The sequence below is a fragment of the Segetibacter koreensis DSM 18137 genome (assembly GCF_000374045.1).
Lineage (GTDB): Bacteria > Bacteroidota > Bacteroidia > Chitinophagales > Chitinophagaceae > Segetibacter > Segetibacter koreensis.
This window is the reverse complement of the sequence record NZ_KB893381.1, coordinates 107,353-123,802: the sequence shown is the minus strand read 5'-3', so window position 1 is coordinate 123,802 and position 16,450 is coordinate 107,353. Positions and strand designations below refer to the sequence as shown.

Below are 16,450 nucleotides of genomic sequence, written 5' to 3'. Positions count from 1 at the left end.
AATGACGGTGATAAAAATCTCTAGATAATATATATAAAGCAGTTCGAACTTTTGAAGTACCCAGCACGATTTATTGTTGTAATGGCAATCGATCGGGGATTTGTAACAAAGCAGTTTTTTTTCTATAAAGAATATTTCTTTGCGCAGCATAAGGGCTTGGCGAATACTGATCGAGGAGAAAAAATAGCCGGGTGCTTTTTATTAAATGCAGCCTTTTCATTATCAATAAACTCTTGCTAATTGGAACATTAATTGCAGTACAATGTTGGTTTGGGAAAAAAAAATAATATAAAACGATTGCAAAATCTGAAAGCCATTGAAGGGTAGCAAGTAGTTGAAAGTATTGTAGTAAAGAATTTTTTATTAAGCATCAACTGCCGATATTCGCAATGAATTTCCATCTATATCTATGAATATTTCTTTTGACAATACTGAAAATGCGTTTGCTTATAAATCAGTCAAAGACCTGAAAAGAGCTAAGCTGCTTTTTACTTCTATGAACTATCAGTGGGTGGTGGACGCTGGTGTTCGACTTACCCCTTTTGCAATGAAAACGGGTTTGCCGGTAAGAGGACTTATTCGTGATACGATTTTTAAACAATTTGTAGGCGGCGAGACGCTTGAGGAAACAGCCGTTGTAGCAAATACTCTTGCAAAATATGGTGTAGATGTCATTCTTGATTATGGTATTGAAGGCAAAGAAGGAGAGGAAAACTTTGAGCGTGTTACGCAGGAGTTTATAAACGTTATAAACTTTGCTGCTACACAACCACATATTCCTTACGTCAGCGTAAAGATAACAGCTTTTGCAAGATTTAAGTTGTTGCAGAGACTGCATGAGGCGCCGCGGCTGAGGTCTGGCATACACGACAATGAAGCTGAGGAGGAAGAATGGAAAAGAGTAAGAGAAAGAATGCATCGCATCTGCAGTGTTGCTGCAGAAAAAAATATAGGTGTACTGGTAGATGCAGAAGAAAGCTGGATACAAGATCCTGTTGACCGGCTTACTATTGAAATGATGGAAATATTCAATAAAGAAAAACCTATTGTTTATAATACCATTCAACTTTATCGTCATGACCGGTTGCATTTCCTGAAGTTATCTTATAGCATTGCCAGGCAAAAGAGTTTTATTTTAGCTGTTAAGTTGGTAAGAGGCGCATATATGGAAAAGGAGCGTGCAAGGGCGTCGCAAAAAGGTGTACAGTCGCCTATTCATATTAATAAACAAAGCACTGATACAGACTATAATGCCGCCGTAGCATTTTGTATTAACAATATCGAAAACATCGCTTGTATAGTTGCTTCTCATAATGAAGAAAGCTGTTTACTTGCAGTAGAATTGATGGAAAAAAAAGGTCTTCCTTTAAATCATCCACATCTGCATTTTTCCCAGTTGTATGGTATGAGTGACCATATTTCCTTTAACCTTGCGAAGGCAGGTTTTTCCGTAAGTAAGTATTTGCCTTTTGGCCCCCTTAAAGAAGTTATTCCCTACCTGATGCGCCGTGCCCAGGAGAACAGCAGCGTAAGTGGGCAAACGGGTAGAGAACTGTCTCTTATAAAAGAAGAGTTGAAGCGAAGGAAAATACATTAATTATTCATCCAGTTATTTTATCCCCCGGTGGTGCATTTTTGCAAAAGAATTTCTTAGTATTCTAAAGTTTTACTCGTTGAAGTATTGATTAGCGAGCTACCTGATATTCAAAATGTAAACATTTAAAGGTAGACTTAAGGTAGCATTCTGCTTTAGCTTATCATACTATTTCCTTTTTTTAACTAAAAACTTCTGACAGGTAGATGATGTAAAGGAGGTGCACCCATGTTTTACATGCTGCACTTTCTTACCTTCGCAGCGTTATGGAAATAAACGTACAAACTGCCCGGCAACTTCGGCTTACGGACGAAGAATTTGAGCATATAAAAAAAATAATGGGCCGCACGCCTAATTTCACAGAACTGTGCGCCTATAGTGTTATGTGGAGTGAGCATTGTAGCTATAAAAATTCTATAAAGTGGCTAAAAATGCTTCCTCGCGAAGGCAAAAAAATGCTTGTAAAAGCTGGCGAGGAAAATGCTGGCCTGATGGATATTGGAAACGGATTTGGTGTTGTTTTTAAAATTGAGAGTCATAATCATCCCAGCGCAATTGAGCCTTTTCAAGGCGCTGCAACGGGAGTCGGCGGTATTCACCGTGATATTTTTACAATGGGCGCACGGCCTATTGCGGCGCTTAATAGTCTCCGTTTTGGAAACCTCAACGAAGCAAAAACACAACATTTGGTAGCAGGTGTTGTACACGGTATTGGTCATTATGGTAACTGTTTTGGTGTACCTACAGTTGGGGGAGAAGTTTATTTTGAAGAAAGATATCATACCAACCCACTAGTAAATGCTATGAGTGTAGGTATAGTCAAAAACGGTGAAACAATAAGTGCAACGGCAGAAGGCATTGGCAATCCGGTATTTATCGTAGGAAGCGCCACGGGTAAAGACGGAATGGGAGGTGCTTCATTTGCAAGTGCCGATATAACCGAAGAAAGTGTTGAAGAATTACCGGCAGTACAGGTTGGTGACCCTTTCCAGGAAAAAAAGTTACTGGAAGCATGCCTTGAAATAATAAAAACGGGAGCGGTTGTAGGTATGCAGGATATGGGTGCAGCAGGAATTATTTGCTCAACGGCTGAAATGAGTGCCAAAGGTGGCGTGGGCATGGAGATTGACCTCAGCAAAGTACCGACCCGTCAAAAAAATATGAAAGCATGGGAGCTGCTCCTAAGTGAGAGCCAGGAAAGAATGCTGATTGTTATTGAAAAGGGCAAAGAGGCTAGTGTTTTAAATATATTCGAAAAATGGGATCTGCCGTGTATGCAGATAGGAACCGTTACTGATACTGGCCTTCTCCGCTTTTATATGAATGGAGAGTTGGAAGGTGAATTAAATGCAGAAAGTCTTGTGCTTGGTGGCGGTGCTCCACAAAATGACAGGGAATATAAGGAACCGGCTTATTTTTCAAAGATCAAAGCTTTTGACCCGGATAGTATTGATGTTCCCCACGACTTAAAAAGTGTAGCTAAAAAGCTAATTCAAATTCCAAACATAGCTAATAAAAGATGGATTTACACTCAATATGATAGCATGGTAGGCGCTGCAAACCTCAGCACCAATGCTCCCAGTGATGCATCAATCGTTTTGGCAAAGGGTACAGGTAAAGCACTTGCCATTACTGTTGATTGTAACAGTCGGTACGTATTCGCAGACCCTTACAAAGGTGGAATGATAGCTGTGGCTGAAGCTGCCCGAAATATTGTCTGTTCAGGTGCAGAGCCTTTGGGCATTACCAATTGCCTCAACTTTGGAAATCCTTTTGACCCGGAATTGTATTACCAGTTTGTATATGCAGTAAAGGGAATGGGTGATGCATGCCGCAAGTTTGATACCCCTGTAACAGGTGGAAATGTCAGCTTTTATAATCAAAACCCTGATGGCGCTGTTTACCCTACGCCGACAATAGGAATGGTTGGCGTTCTTGATAACCTGGAAGATAGAATGACATTAGATTTTAAACAACCGGGTGATGTTATTTATCTGATCGGGAAGAGTCGCAACGATATAAATTCATCTGAGTACCTGCATAAGCTGAACCGGGTAGAATATTCTCCCGCTCCTTACTTTGATATAGAAGAAGAATACAGGTTACATCAAAGCATTAAGCAATTAATCAAAAACAAGTTGCTTCAAAGTGTACACGATATAAGTGAAGGCGGACTAATTACTGCACTACTTGAGAGCGGGTTTAACCGTGGTCTAGGTTTCGATGTACAACAAAGTGCTACTGATATTCGCAAAGATGCTTATTGGTTCGGTGAAGCGCAAAGCCGTGTAGTTATAAGTTGCACACTGAAAAATGCAGAAGAAGTTTTGGCACAATTAAATGCTTTAAACATTCCATATGAGTATTTGGGAATAGTTACTGAAAGTAACATAGATATGGAAGGAGAATATTGGGGACATATCGAGGAATGGCGCACGCTATATGATACCGCAATAGAAAGAATGTTAGTAACGTCAGGAGAAGTAAAACGAGACACTTCAAACATAAGTGGAGAATCTCCAACTCTAAAAGAACAGATAAGAGATGAAGCTAACAAAGAAAAGGGAGAAGTGAAGGGATTTTAATATAAGCCTCCCACTCTAACATATGAATATTAGTTGTAACAAAAAGGTTTATTCTTTATTTGAGGAGGACACAAGTGCTGGTTCTCCTCTGCCATCCCCAAGCCAGCCTGTAATTATAATAACGGGAGCCGCCGGGTTTATTGGTAGCTGTATGGTGCAATACCTGAATGAGCAAGGATATGAAAACCTCGTTTTAGTGGATGATTTTGGTGTAGAAGGCAAGAGGCGAAATTGGGAACGGAAAAAATTTGAAGCTATTGTTGAACGATACAATTTATTTGATTGGTTAGAAAGAAATAATCCTTCTGTTGATTTTGTTATTCATCTCGGTGCAAGAACTGACACAACTGAATTTAATTATGCTATTCACCAGGAGCTGAATGTTGAATATTCGCAGAATGTCTGGAAGTATTGTACGCATAACCAAGTCCCATTAATTTACGCTTCATCTGCCGCAACATACGGCGGTGGCGAATCAGGCTATGATGATAAAGAGAAAGACCTCGCTAATTTTCACCCTCTAAACCCTTACGGAGTTAGTAAAAACGAATTTGATAAATGGGCGCTTCAACAGGAAAAAACGCCTCCATTTTGGGCAGGGCTTAAATTTTTTAATGTTTACGGTCCAAATGAATATCATAAGGGGCGAATGGCAAGTGTAATCTTTCATGCATACAATCAAATAAAGAAAGATGGAGTTGTAAAACTTTTTAAAAGTCACAAGGCAGGCTACAAAGACGGTCAACAACTGAGAGATTTTATTTATGTAAAAGATGTCGTAAAAGTCATTTACTGGATGATGGAGCAGTACAAGTCGCTTGTTGCTAGTTCAGGAGAAGGAAGTTCTTCCTTATCTGTTAACCGTCATCTTTCATCTGGCATTTATAATTTAGGAACCGGTGAAGCAAGAACATTTGAAGACCTCGTAAAAGCTACTTTTGCCGGTTTGGACATGGACACCAATATTCAGTACATTGACATGCCGGAAGATATTCGTGATAAGTACCAGTATTATACTGAGGCCAATATGCAGAAATTGAAAGAAGCAGGTTATGACAGTAATTTCTATTCTTTAGAAGAAGGTGTAAAAGACTATGTGAGAAATTATTTAAGTAAGGGAAAGATTTATTAAAATCTTATTTCAAGAAGTTGTTATTCATATTCCTAATTATTCTCCATCATAAAAAATGAATAAAAAAATTGCAATCATCGGCGGCGGAAATTTAGGCACAGCTATAGCCGAAGGCCTCATCAGCAGCGGTTTTAGCTCACCTGAAAATATTCTCATCACAAAACGAAACCTGCATACATTAAAATCCCTGGTAGAGAAAGGAGCTAATGTTAGTAGCGACAATAATGAAGCAGTGCGGTTTGGTGAAGTAATCATTGTTGCGGTAAAACCTTTCCAGTTGCAGGAAGTGTTGCTGGGTATTAAAGCTTCTCTTGAAGAAACCAAACACATGCTTGTTTCTGTAGTAACAGGTGTTTATATTAAAGATATTTACTCGATTATAGAAAAACAACTACCTGTTTTTCGTGCTATGCCCAACACCGCAATTGCTATTGGTGAAAGTATGACTTGTATTTGTAATCAATCTGCTACTCCCGAACAGATAAAATTTGTTGAAGATACATTTGACCAGTTGGGTAAAACAATAACTATTGATGAAAAACTCATGGATGCTGCAACCGTGCTAGGGGCATGCGGCACTGCTTATGCTATGCGTTATATCCGGGCAAATATCCAGGGAGGCATTGAAATTGGTTTTAGTGCATCTGTTGCATCTTTAATAGCGGCTCAAACAGTAAAAGGTGCTGCTGACCTTCTGCTAAAACATAATTCTCATCCCGAGCAGGAAATAGATAAAGTAACTACTCCTAAAGGCTGTACAATTGCCGGCCTCAACGAAATGGAGCACCAGGGCTTTAGTTCGTCTTTGATAAAAGGATTAACTGCCAGTTACAAGAAGATAACGACCGATATGTAGAGGTTTTATACCAGTATTTGAATTTGTTTGAAAAGATTTCGGTTTTTCTGAAATATATTTAGTGAATTAATTCATATTTAAAGCAAAAATTGTAATTATTAATTTTAGAAAAATACTTTAATAAAACAGTAAGCACCGTTATGCTTTAAATAAAAGCTCTTCGAAAGCCATTCAAATCCAGAAATAAAAAATAGCAAAATGAAATTGATAATTTATTTATTCGTAGCACTCTTTTTTGCCTCGACCAGTATTACAAATGCCCAAACAAAATCTGAAAATGATTATCAGTCATTATTCGATGGAAAAACATTTAATGGTTGGAGACTGGCCACGCGTGATACCGCCCCGGGTATTTCATGGAGCGCTGAGAATGGAGAAATATCATTCGACCCATCAAAAGGTCATGGAAGTGATATAATTACTACCCGGTCATTTAAAGATTTTGATCTTTCGGTCGATTTTAAAATTTCTGAAGGTGGTAATAGTGGCATAAAATATTTTCTTTTGCCTGACACTAATTTAGGCTGCGAATTTCAAATAATAGATGACAGCAGGCATGCTGATGCAAAATTGGGTGTAAACGGAAACCGTAAGACAGGAGCACTTTATGACCTTATTCCTGCTAATGCTAACAAACCTTTTAAGGGTGCAGGCCAATGGAATACTGCCCGTATTGTTTCAAAGGGTAATCACGTTGAGCATTGGTTAAATGGAACAAAAATATTAGAATATGAAAGGGGAAGTAATGAATTTAAACATGCGATTTCTCTTAGTAAGTTCAAAGATATTAAAGGTTTTTCGGAAGCTACTTCTTCTCCTATATTACTGCAGGCACACGGAGATAAAGTTTGGTATAAGAATATAAAAATCAAAGAACTTTAAATCTAAAGGTATGCCGATGCAAAATTCCAGAAGAAGGTTTATTAAAAATATGACCGCCGGATCTACTGCTGTTGCATTTGGTGGTATTGGTGTAGGCTTTTCATCAAAAAGCTATGGAAATATTATTGGTGCAAATGACCGGATAAGAGTAGCTGTTATAGGTTCTAACGGTCGGGGTTCCGGTATGGCCGGAACGTTTGCAAAACAAGCCAACACAGAAGTGATATACATATGTGATGTAGAAGAGAAGGCTAGGCAAAAGGGAATTGATGCTGTGGTAAAAGCAGGAAAAGATGCGCCTAAAGGTGAAAATGACTTTAGAAAGGCCCTGCTAAATAAAGACGTGGACGCAGTTTACATCGCTACGCCAGATCATTGGCATGCACCTGCTACCATTATCTGTTGTGCTGCCGGCAAACATGTTTATGTAGAAAAACCATTATCACACAATCCGCATGAAGGAGAAATGGCGATAGCGGCGGCACGAAAATATAAAAGGGTAGTGCAGATGGGATCACAACGTCGGTCATGGAAATTGCTGACAGAAGGTATTAACGAATTGAAGGGAGGTGCGATAGGGAAGGTTCATCTTGCAAAATGCTGGTATACAAATTCACGAAAATCAATCGGTATTGGTAGGGAAACACCAATAATGCGGGGCCTTGATTATGATCTTTGGCAAGGACCTGCACCCAGAATGCCTTATAAAGATAACCTCATTCATTATAACTGGCATTGGTTCTGGCATTGGGGAACGGGAGAGGCGTTAAATAATGGCACCCATGAAGTAGATGTTGCGCGTTGGGGACTCGGAATTGATTATCCCTTGCGTGTTAATTCCACAGGGGGAAGATATTATTTCCAGGATGATTGGCAAACGCCAGATACGCAACTTATTACATTTGATTGTCCCGGCGCTACTGTCCTTTGGGAAGGTCGAAGTTGTAACCAATTTAAGACAGAAGGTTTGGATCGCGGTGTTTTGTTTTATGGAGACAAGGGAGTGCTGCTGACCGGTCACGACGGATACATTATTTATAACGAGGATGGAAAGGTTTTAAAAGATATTAAGTCAAATGCTGTTCTTGAAGGCCGCAATACATCGAGCCCCGGCGAGAGCCTTGATAGTGTACATATAGCAAACTTTTTAGATAGTATTCGTTTATCCAAAGTTCCGAATGCAGATGTAGCAGTTGGTTTTAAAAGTACGCTTTGGGTGCAGTTAGGAAATATTGCACAACGGGTAGGTCATACTTTAAATATTGACCAGTCCAACGGTAATATAGTATCAGACCCAAAGGCAATGGAATTATGGGGTCGCAAGTATCAGCCGGGGTGGGAACCTACAGTTTAGTAATAATTTACGGAGCTATTTATAATGTTTTTCAACCTCACATTTAAGTAAAGGAGTAATGAAAGGAATAACCTATGCTGTCACACTGTTTTTATATTCAATAATGTCCATTTCCTTAGCGAGTAGCCAGTCCCTTAACAGTACAGGGAGAAAGAACTTGGAAGATGGTGCTATTGTAAAATTAATCACCATAGATCCGGGCCATTTTCACGCAGCCCTTGTTCAAAAGGAAATGTACCCTGGTATCGATTCTGTTGTAAATGTATATGCGCCAGACGGGCCAGAGTTGCAGGCTCATCTAGATCTGATAAAACAGTATAACGAAAGAAAAGAAAACCCGACGCATTGGGTTGAACAAGTTTACAAGGGAGACGATTACTTAGATAAAATGCTAACAGAAAAGAAAGGGAATGTAGTGATAATAGCAGGCAATAACCGCCGCAAAACAGAATATATCAAAAAGTCAATTGATGCCGGTATAAATGTGTTGGGTGATAAGCCGATGGCCATTAATTATGCTGATTTTAATACATTGCAACAATCGTTTGTTGAGGCTGCTAAGAAGAAACTGCTATTATATGATATCATGACTGAAAGGTCAGAAATAACCAACATCCTTCAAAAAGAGTTATCGCATTTACCCGGAGTTTTTGGAGAGTTGGAAAAAGGTACCGTCAACGACCCGGCGGTCACTCTCGAAAGTGTTCACTATTTTTATAAATATGTTTCAGGAAAAGCCCTTACACGACCTGATTGGTTTTTTGATCCGTTGCAGCAAGGAGATGTAATAACTGATGTAGGCACACATTTAATAGACCTTGCACAATGGGAATGTTTTCCGGAGCAAATAATAGATTATAAAAAAGATATTAAAATTCTTTCTTCAAAGACTTGGACAACACCTCTTACCCTTTCGCAGTATGCATTAATAACCAAAGAAAATTCTTTTCCCGGCTTTTTAAAACAATATGTAAAAGATGACACAGTACTGCAAACGCATGCTAATGGTGAGATAAATTATACCCTTAAAAATATACATGTTAAAATAACTGCGCGGTGGGATTATAAAGCAGAAGATGGCGGGGACACCCATTATTCCAGGCTCAGGGGTTCAAAGGCTACGCTCGAAATAAGGCAGGGAAAAGAAGATGGTTTCCAGCCTGCGCTTTATATTATTCCTACAAGTCAAAAACAGGGCAGTGAATATGCGTTAGAATTGAAAAGGGCTGTTCAAAAACTAAACAGCACCTACCCGGGAGTTGACTTAGAAAAAAATGCTCAAGGTTGGAAAGTTATTATTCCTCAAAAATATAAAGTAGGACACGAAGCACATTTTGGACAGGTAATGTTGCGTTATTTGCAGTATTTAAAAGAAAAAAGATTGCCATCGTGGGAAGTGCCGAACATGATTTCGAAATATTACACTTCTACTAAAGCTTTGGAAATGGCAAATAAATAACAATAAAGATTTAGAGAAAAGGTTTTAAGTATTCAAAACATCGATTGCGATATTATTCGTTTTTATTCATTGGTAACCAGATACGGAACAATATGAAAAATTCAAGAAGAAACTTTATTCAGAAAGCGGCATTAGGAATGGCAGGGGCAGCAAGTACACCTTTTATTGGGCAGGCTGCTGTTTCTGCAATGGAAACTTTCAAAACCGAGGCGCGTTTGCCAGTAGGGATAGCCGGCTACACATTTGCAAAATTTGATGTGGATAAAGCTATTGCAATGATGAATAGATTAGACGTCCGTTTTTTATCTATAAAAGATATGCAATTGCCTTTAAACAGCAACGACGAACAGATCAAAGAAGTTCTTTCGAAGTTTAAAGAGGCAAATATAAAAATATACACTGCGGGCGTTATTTACATGAAGACAAAGCAGGAAGTAGACGTTGCTTTTGATTATGCTAAAAAAGTAGCGGTCGATATGATAGTAGGCGTACCTACTTATGACTTACTCGATTATACAGAACAAAAAGTAAAAGCTATGAATATAAAAATAGCTATACATAATCACGGTCCTGAAGACAAGCTTTATCCCGGACCTCAAAACGTATACGAGCACATAAAGAACAGGGATCAGCGCATGGGCCTTTGCCTGGATATTGGTCACGCAACCCGGGCCGGAGCCAATTTGGAAGATGCAATAAATGATTACAAAGACAGACTCTTTGATTTACATATAAAAGATGTAACCGGCGCATTTAAGGATGCTAAAGCAATTGAAATAGGTAGAGGTGTTATTGATTTCGAGGCGCTGGTTAAAGTTTTATATAAGATTAATTACAAAGGCGTTTGTAGTATTGAATTTGAAAAAGACATGACAGATCCTTTACCTGGCATTGCTGAGTCGATAGGATTCTTTAGAGGTGTACTTGCAGCTGTGAGTTAAATTCTTTCCTTTAAGTATTCTATTGTCTTTTTATGTGCATCTTCTTTGGCTTCTTTATTAAAACTCGGGTTACTGGGATTTGCGAAGCCGTGGCCCGCCTCATAGCGGTAAACAGTAAGTTTTTTTCCGGCAGCTTTCATGTTACTTTCAAATTCTGAAACTTTTTCGGGTGTTATGCTCTTATCGAGATTTCCAAAAAATCCTATTACATCTGTATTTAACTGTTTTAGTTTTTCAATATTTGTTTCGGGTCTTCCATAATACATAACACATCCTGCACCTTGTTTCCCTGCTAATATAGCGGCCTGCAAACTCCACATGCCGCCAAAACACCAGCCAACGGTGTAAATTTTTGCATCTTTTCCTGCATACTCTATTGCTCCTTTAATTATGTTTTCGAGCCGGTCGCTTTTTGCCTCAGATACATATTTCATTGCACTATCTGCAGTAGAGGCAACTTTGCCGTCGTACAGATCAAGAGCAATAACATTCACATTATCCAATTCATTGCTTAAAATATCACTTTCCTGCTTTATGTAATCATTTAATCCGTACCACTCGTGTATTACAAAAAGATAGTTTTTTGTGTTTTTTTCATCTTTTATTTCATATCCGGACGCTTTTTGCCCATCAGGAGTGGTAAAGGAAACAGTTGTGCCTTTCGCATCCTGTAGCTTAAAATCAAACGGATTTTCATGTAGAGCTGCAAATTCTTTGGTTGCTGCTTCAAGCCGGGCTATTTCTCTTACATCGGAATAACAATGAGCATAATTCCGGGCTTTAATTGTAGATGGTTTAATGTCAGATTTTAAAGTATAGCTGAGTAGTGCTGCAGTTATTAAAGCTCCTATAGTAAGTAAAAGAAAACTTTTCATACAGCTAATTTTTATAAATTTAACAAAAAGCCCTTTTGTTAGTTAAGATTTAGAATGAATTTTTTTGAAACATAAAATTGCAGTAGGTTTGTACGACCTCTGAAAATATTTTAGTTGTCACTTCAATTACTTAATGCGGAACTTTTAAAATTGGTTATTTAGTAATAGCTTATACTTTTCAAGCCCTGATCTTAAGAAAACGTGCCTTTACCTTTTTGATAGTAAAACTCTTTTTAAGATAAAATACGGTAAAAGCTAAGTAATGTTTTATGAGTACAAGTGAGTGACACAACGATGCTGAGCCAAATGATATAGCTGGTCACAAAAGAAATTTTAAAACGATAATAATAACTTCTTAACCATATATTATGGCCAAATTTATTTTTGTTACCGGCGGGGTAACGAGCAGTTTAGGAAAAGGAATCATTGCTGCTTCACTTGCTAAGCTGCTGCAGGCAAGAGGAATACGTACTACTATCCAAAAATTCGATCCTTATATAAACGTAGATCCGGGTACACTTAATCCTTATGAGCATGGTGAATGCTTCGTAACGGAAGACGGTGCAGAAACCGATTTGGATCTCGGGCACTATGAAAGATTTTTAAATGATTTTACTTCCCAGGCGAATAATGTTACAACAGGCCGTATTTACCAGACTGTTATCAATAAAGAGAGGGAAGGAGCCTATCTTGGTAAGACCGTCCAGGTAATTCCTCACATTACTGACGAAATAAAACGTCGGATGTTGTTACTGGGCAAAGATGATAAATATGATATTGTAATTACAGAAATTGGTGGTACGGTTGGTGATATTGAAGGATTACCTTTTATTGAGGCTGTTCGTCAATTGCAATGGGAACTGCCGGAGGAAGATTGCCTGGTAGTGCATTTAACCCTCATTCCATACCTTAAGGCTGCTAAAGAACTAAAGACAAAACCAACTCAGCACAGCGTGAAGCTAATGAGCGAAAATGGCGTTCATCCTGATATTTTAGTTTGTCGTACAGAAGAGCCTTTAAATAACGAAATAAAAAGAAAAATCGCGCAGTTCTGCAATGTTAAACAGGAAGCGGTAATTGAGTCGGCAGATGCCTCTACCATTTACGAAGTGCCTTTGATGATGCTAAGAGAAAAGCTCGACGTTATTACGCTGAAGAAATTAAACATTACCAATTACAACGAACCTGATCTAACCCGGTGGAAGGTTTTTCTGGATAAACTTAAATATCCTAAAAGTAAAGTTACAATTGGCCTGATTGGAAAGTACATCGAACTGCAGGACGCATATAAGTCAATACTTGAAAGTTTTATACACGCCGGTGCAATGAATGAATGTAAGGTGCAGGTGGTAAATGTACATAGTGAGTTTATAAATGATGAGAATGTAGCGGAAAAACTTGACGGACTTGATGGGTTGCTGGTTGCTCCGGGTTTTGGACACAGAGGAATTGAAGGAAAGATAATCGCGGTAAAATATGCAAGAGAAAATGGACTTCCGTTTTTTGGAATATGTTTGGGCATGCAAATGGCGGTAATAGAATTTGGTCGAAATGTTTTGGGACTTGCCGATGCCCACAGCACAGAGATGAATCAACGAACACCTTACCCTGTTATAAATATGATGGAAGAGCAGAAGAAAATTAAGGAAATGGGGGGGACAATGCGACTGGGAGCCTATCCTTGCGAGATTAAAGAAGGATCCCTGGCATCAAAAATTTATGAAACAACGCATATAAGTGAACGTCATCGTCACCGCTACGAATTCAATAATGATTTTCTAGAGCAGTTTGAAAATGCGGGAATGATCGCAAGCGGCGTCAACCGGGAAACGGGTTTAGTGGAAATAATTGAATTGCAAAATCATCCTTTTTTTATTGGTGTTCAATATCATCCTGAATTGAAAAGTACAGTTGAAAACCCCGCTCCGTTGTTTGTTCACTTTGTAACAGCATCTAAAAAGTACAATGAAAAGCGGACCTCGTTTAAAAATCCGTTGATGCAGAGTGAATTGATATAGAGTACAAGTAGTAGTAGATAATTAAAAAAGCAACTGAATAAGTTGCTTTTTTAATTATCAAGATAAATCGATCTTATTCTTTAACCCTTTCAACGTATTCGCCGCTTTTTGTATTTATTCGTATCAGTTCACCTTCATTTACAAACAACGGTACCATAACAGTAGCGCCGCTTTCTACAGTAGCAGGTTTTAAAGTCCTGGTAGCTGTATCACCTCTAACCCCTGGTTCGCTGTATGTTACCTGCATCACTATTTTATCTGGAAGCTCCACACTCATAGGTTGATCAGTTTCAGTATTGATCAATACTGAAACTTCCTGTCCATCTTTTAAAAATTGGGGAGCATCGATCATTGTTTCTGCCAGAGAAAGTTGCTCAAAAGTTTCGTTATCCATAAAATTGTAGCCACTTTCATCTTTATACAAAAATTGGTAGGGCTTTTTCTCAACTCTCACCGGGAAGACTGTATCTCCACTATTCCATGTATGCTCAATGCTACGGTTATTATCTACCCCTTTTAATTTTGCCCAGAATTTTGCTGCTGCACGAGCCGTTTTGTTCTGTCCAAATTCTATTACAGTATATAAACTGTTATCTAATTTCAAAATCATTCCACGACTGATATCAGCGGTTGTTGCCATAAAAAATAAATTTAATCAAATATTTCTTCAAAACTTTTTAAGAGTCGCAAAAGTAGGAGAAGCATTTCAAATTGCAATGATGTACTACATAACAATTACAGCAGACTCATAGATTGCCATTTTTCACAATAGTAGTTGTTGGAATTTAATTCCATTTGAAGCTTTTTAGTGTCTTTTAGCTTTTTTATACCTGGCAATAAGGTCAACGACCTGCTGATTCTGTAATATGGCGGGATGCAGGTCAATAAGCTTTTTAACCTGTCGCGGAGAAAACTCCATTGCTTTTTCAAGCTGCAAAATTCCTTCTTTTGTTTTCTTTAATGCAAATAGGCATGCACTGAAGTAGTAGATAAATAAAGTCTTGCCCTCGGTTATCTTTAATGCAGCAACACATTGTTCCAATGCTTCTTCGTAAAACTCTGCTTTAAAAAGGCAGCGTATTAAAGCTTCCCAGCCGGCTACACTTTTTGGGCGAGATCTGACAACATTTCCAAAATACAAAATTGCTTCTTTAAATTGTTTGAGCTGCATTTTGCACTCGCCCATAGCAAGATTATATTCAGGTAAAGTGCGATGGATGCGCATGGCACTATCCAGTTGTTTTACTGCACTGTCCCATTGTTCTTCGTTTATGTAGGTTAGTGCCATTTTGTAATACAACTTACTATCCTCAGGATTTAAATGCGAAGCTTTTCTGTAATTGAAACGTGCTTGCGCAAAATTTCCTATTTTATGGTAGCAATGTCCTATAGCTTCATAAATTACATCTTCGGGCCGGCTTAGCTCAAGCACCTTTTCCAGTACTTCTATGGCTTCTTTAAATTTTCGCAAGCGCAGATAGGCATCGCCCATGTTGCGATAAGCATAATCAAACTTTTCATCTATTGTTACCGCGTACAAATAAGCATCTATCGCTTTTTCGTACAGTTTCAATCCCTGGTAAGCAGCACCAAGGTTAAACCATGCTAATTCATTATAGGGAAATTCTTCAATTATCTGTAAATGTACTTGAATGCTTTCCTCATTCCGCCCGGTGAAATCTGTCCAAAAGCAAATTTTATATAAGGCTTCCTCATTATTTGGCTCATCCTCCAATATCAATTTAAGGCAATCAAATACTTTATCAAACTCTTCATAGTCATCATAAACATCCGCAAGTTCAAATAACAGTTCTATCCGTTCATCTCCTTCAAATTGAAGCAGGGCTGCTTCTAAAAGTTCAACCGCCTTGCTTTGCTGGTCTAGTGCCAGGTAGGCATCTGTTTTTAAAATAAAAAGGTTGATATCAGTACTGTCAAACAACTCGGCTTTTTCCAAAATTTCTAAGGCAGCCCAATATTTTCTTCCGGCAAGTAATAAGTCCGCTTTTTTTATCATTAAAACCGATGAAAACGGAAACTGCTCTATACCAAGATCTGCTGCTTCCATTGCTTTAAACAGGTCGTCCTTTTCATCAAAATGGTCTATAATTCGCTCAAATGCTTCTTCTTCCAAAAAGTCATGTTGAGTTCCTGACCTTAAATTTTCGAACTGCCGCAGCAGTTCTCTCAATTCTTCCCGATCTTCTCTATCTTCTCTATATGAATTTTCGCCCATTTTGTCTTTCTATTTATGAAAGTTAAGATACCTTACAAAAAAAACAAATTTTCTTTTGTAACTTTTTTAAATTTTAATAGTCTTTATATAATGAATAAATAGTTGTTAAATATTCGGAAAAAAATTTTAACTTTGTCTTGTAAAAGTGATGTTTATGGAAAAGGTAAAAGTGAAAAAGGTAATAATAGCACTTCTTTTAGTGAGTGTTACACATATAGCAATGGGGGCTTTTACAGGTACCTCAGAGAAAAAGTCAAGTAGTATATATTCTTTAAAGAACTTTAATAGAAATTTCTATAGAAATACTTCATACTGCTCTTTAAGAGCAGGATTTGAATATAAAGGAACCCGATTTTTAAGCCAAAAGAAAGAACTAAACGGGGATATTACCATGATCTCAATGATGCGTTTTGAGAAAGGTAATACCACATATATTTATCCTTATTCCCACAAAATTATTATTCCTAAGTTCAAAACTCCTATGCCTCCCGCTTTCAGATAATTGGTTAAAATCAATT

At 38.1% G+C, this 16,450-nt stretch carries 13 protein-coding genes; 10 read left to right on the top strand and 3 right to left on the bottom strand.

The genetic code is table 11. From position 1 onward, the window contains the following. Positions 1-409: 409 nt before the first annotated feature. From B154_RS0124530 to B154_RS0124495, 8 genes are all read left to right on the top strand, one after another. On the top strand, positions 410-1,597 hold the full coding sequence (locus tag B154_RS0124530) for a proline dehydrogenase family protein (protein WP_018617011.1): 1,188 nt from the start codon (positions 410-412) through the stop codon (positions 1,595-1,597). Between the two features lie 263 nt (positions 1,598-1,860). Further along, the gene (gene purL / locus B154_RS0124525; protein ID WP_018617010.1) at positions 1,861-4,179 is read left to right on the top strand and encodes a phosphoribosylformylglycinamidine synthase subunit PurL; all 2,319 of its coding nucleotides are present in this window, start codon (positions 1,861-1,863) and stop codon (positions 4,177-4,179) included. Positions 4,180-4,201: 22 nt separating this feature from the next. Further along, positions 4,202-5,311, top strand: a complete 1,110-nt coding sequence (rfaD, locus tag B154_RS0124520) for an ADP-glyceromanno-heptose 6-epimerase (protein WP_018617009.1) — start codon at positions 4,202-4,204, stop codon at positions 5,309-5,311. A 55-nt stretch (positions 5,312-5,366) separates the two neighbouring features. Beyond that, a complete protein-coding gene (proC, locus tag B154_RS0124515) occupies positions 5,367-6,167 on the top strand; it encodes a pyrroline-5-carboxylate reductase (protein ID WP_018617008.1) in 801 nt (266 codons plus the stop codon). 198 nt (positions 6,168-6,365) lie between these two features. Further along, on the top strand, positions 6,366-7,049 hold the full coding sequence (locus B154_RS0124510) for a 3-keto-disaccharide hydrolase (protein WP_018617007.1): 684 nt from the start codon (positions 6,366-6,368) through the stop codon (positions 7,047-7,049). Positions 7,050-7,098: 49 nt separating this feature from the next. Continuing rightward, entirely contained in the window at positions 7,099-8,403 is a 1,305-nt protein-coding gene (locus B154_RS0124505; protein WP_245542654.1) for a Gfo/Idh/MocA family protein, read from the top strand. A 103-nt stretch (positions 8,404-8,506) separates the two neighbouring features. After that, the gene (locus B154_RS0124500) at positions 8,507-9,862 is read left to right on the top strand and encodes a putative oxidoreductase C-terminal domain-containing protein (protein WP_033412655.1); all 1,356 of its coding nucleotides are present in this window, start codon (positions 8,507-8,509) and stop codon (positions 9,860-9,862) included. Positions 9,863-9,954: 92 nt separating this feature from the next. Continuing rightward, positions 9,955-10,803, top strand: a complete 849-nt coding sequence (locus B154_RS0124495) for a sugar phosphate isomerase/epimerase family protein (protein WP_018617004.1) — start codon at positions 9,955-9,957, stop codon at positions 10,801-10,803. On the opposite strand, the gene B154_RS0124490 is transcribed toward B154_RS0124495, so the two are convergent. Then, complete coding sequence (locus B154_RS0124490) at positions 10,800-11,678, bottom strand: dienelactone hydrolase family protein (RefSeq protein WP_018617003.1); 879 nt, start codon at positions 11,676-11,678, stop codon at positions 10,800-10,802. The genes B154_RS0124495 and B154_RS0124490 overlap by 4 nt on opposite strands. Before the next feature lie 368 nt (positions 11,679-12,046). On the opposite strand from B154_RS0124490, the gene B154_RS0124485 reads away from it, so the two are divergent. After that, a complete protein-coding gene (locus B154_RS0124485; protein ID WP_018617002.1) occupies positions 12,047-13,696 on the top strand; it encodes a CTP synthase in 1,650 nt (549 codons plus the stop codon). 73 nt (positions 13,697-13,769) lie between these two features. Here the strand turns inward: B154_RS0124485 and efp are convergent, their stop codons facing one another. Beyond that, positions 13,770-14,336: an elongation factor P gene (efp, locus tag B154_RS0124480; protein ID WP_018617001.1), complete on the bottom strand. Its 567-nt coding sequence runs from the start codon at positions 14,334-14,336 to the stop codon at positions 13,770-13,772. Positions 14,337-14,501: 165 nt separating this feature from the next. Next, positions 14,502-15,932, bottom strand: coding sequence for a tetratricopeptide repeat protein (locus B154_RS0124475; protein ID WP_018617000.1), 1,431 nt, complete (start codon positions 15,930-15,932; stop codon positions 14,502-14,504). Positions 15,933-16,086: 154 nt separating this feature from the next. Between B154_RS0124475 and B154_RS0124470 the strand changes: the two genes are divergently transcribed. Next, positions 16,087-16,434: a hypothetical protein gene (locus tag B154_RS0124470; protein WP_018616999.1), complete on the top strand. Its 348-nt coding sequence runs from the start codon at positions 16,087-16,089 to the stop codon at positions 16,432-16,434. Positions 16,435-16,450 lie beyond the last annotated feature (16 nt).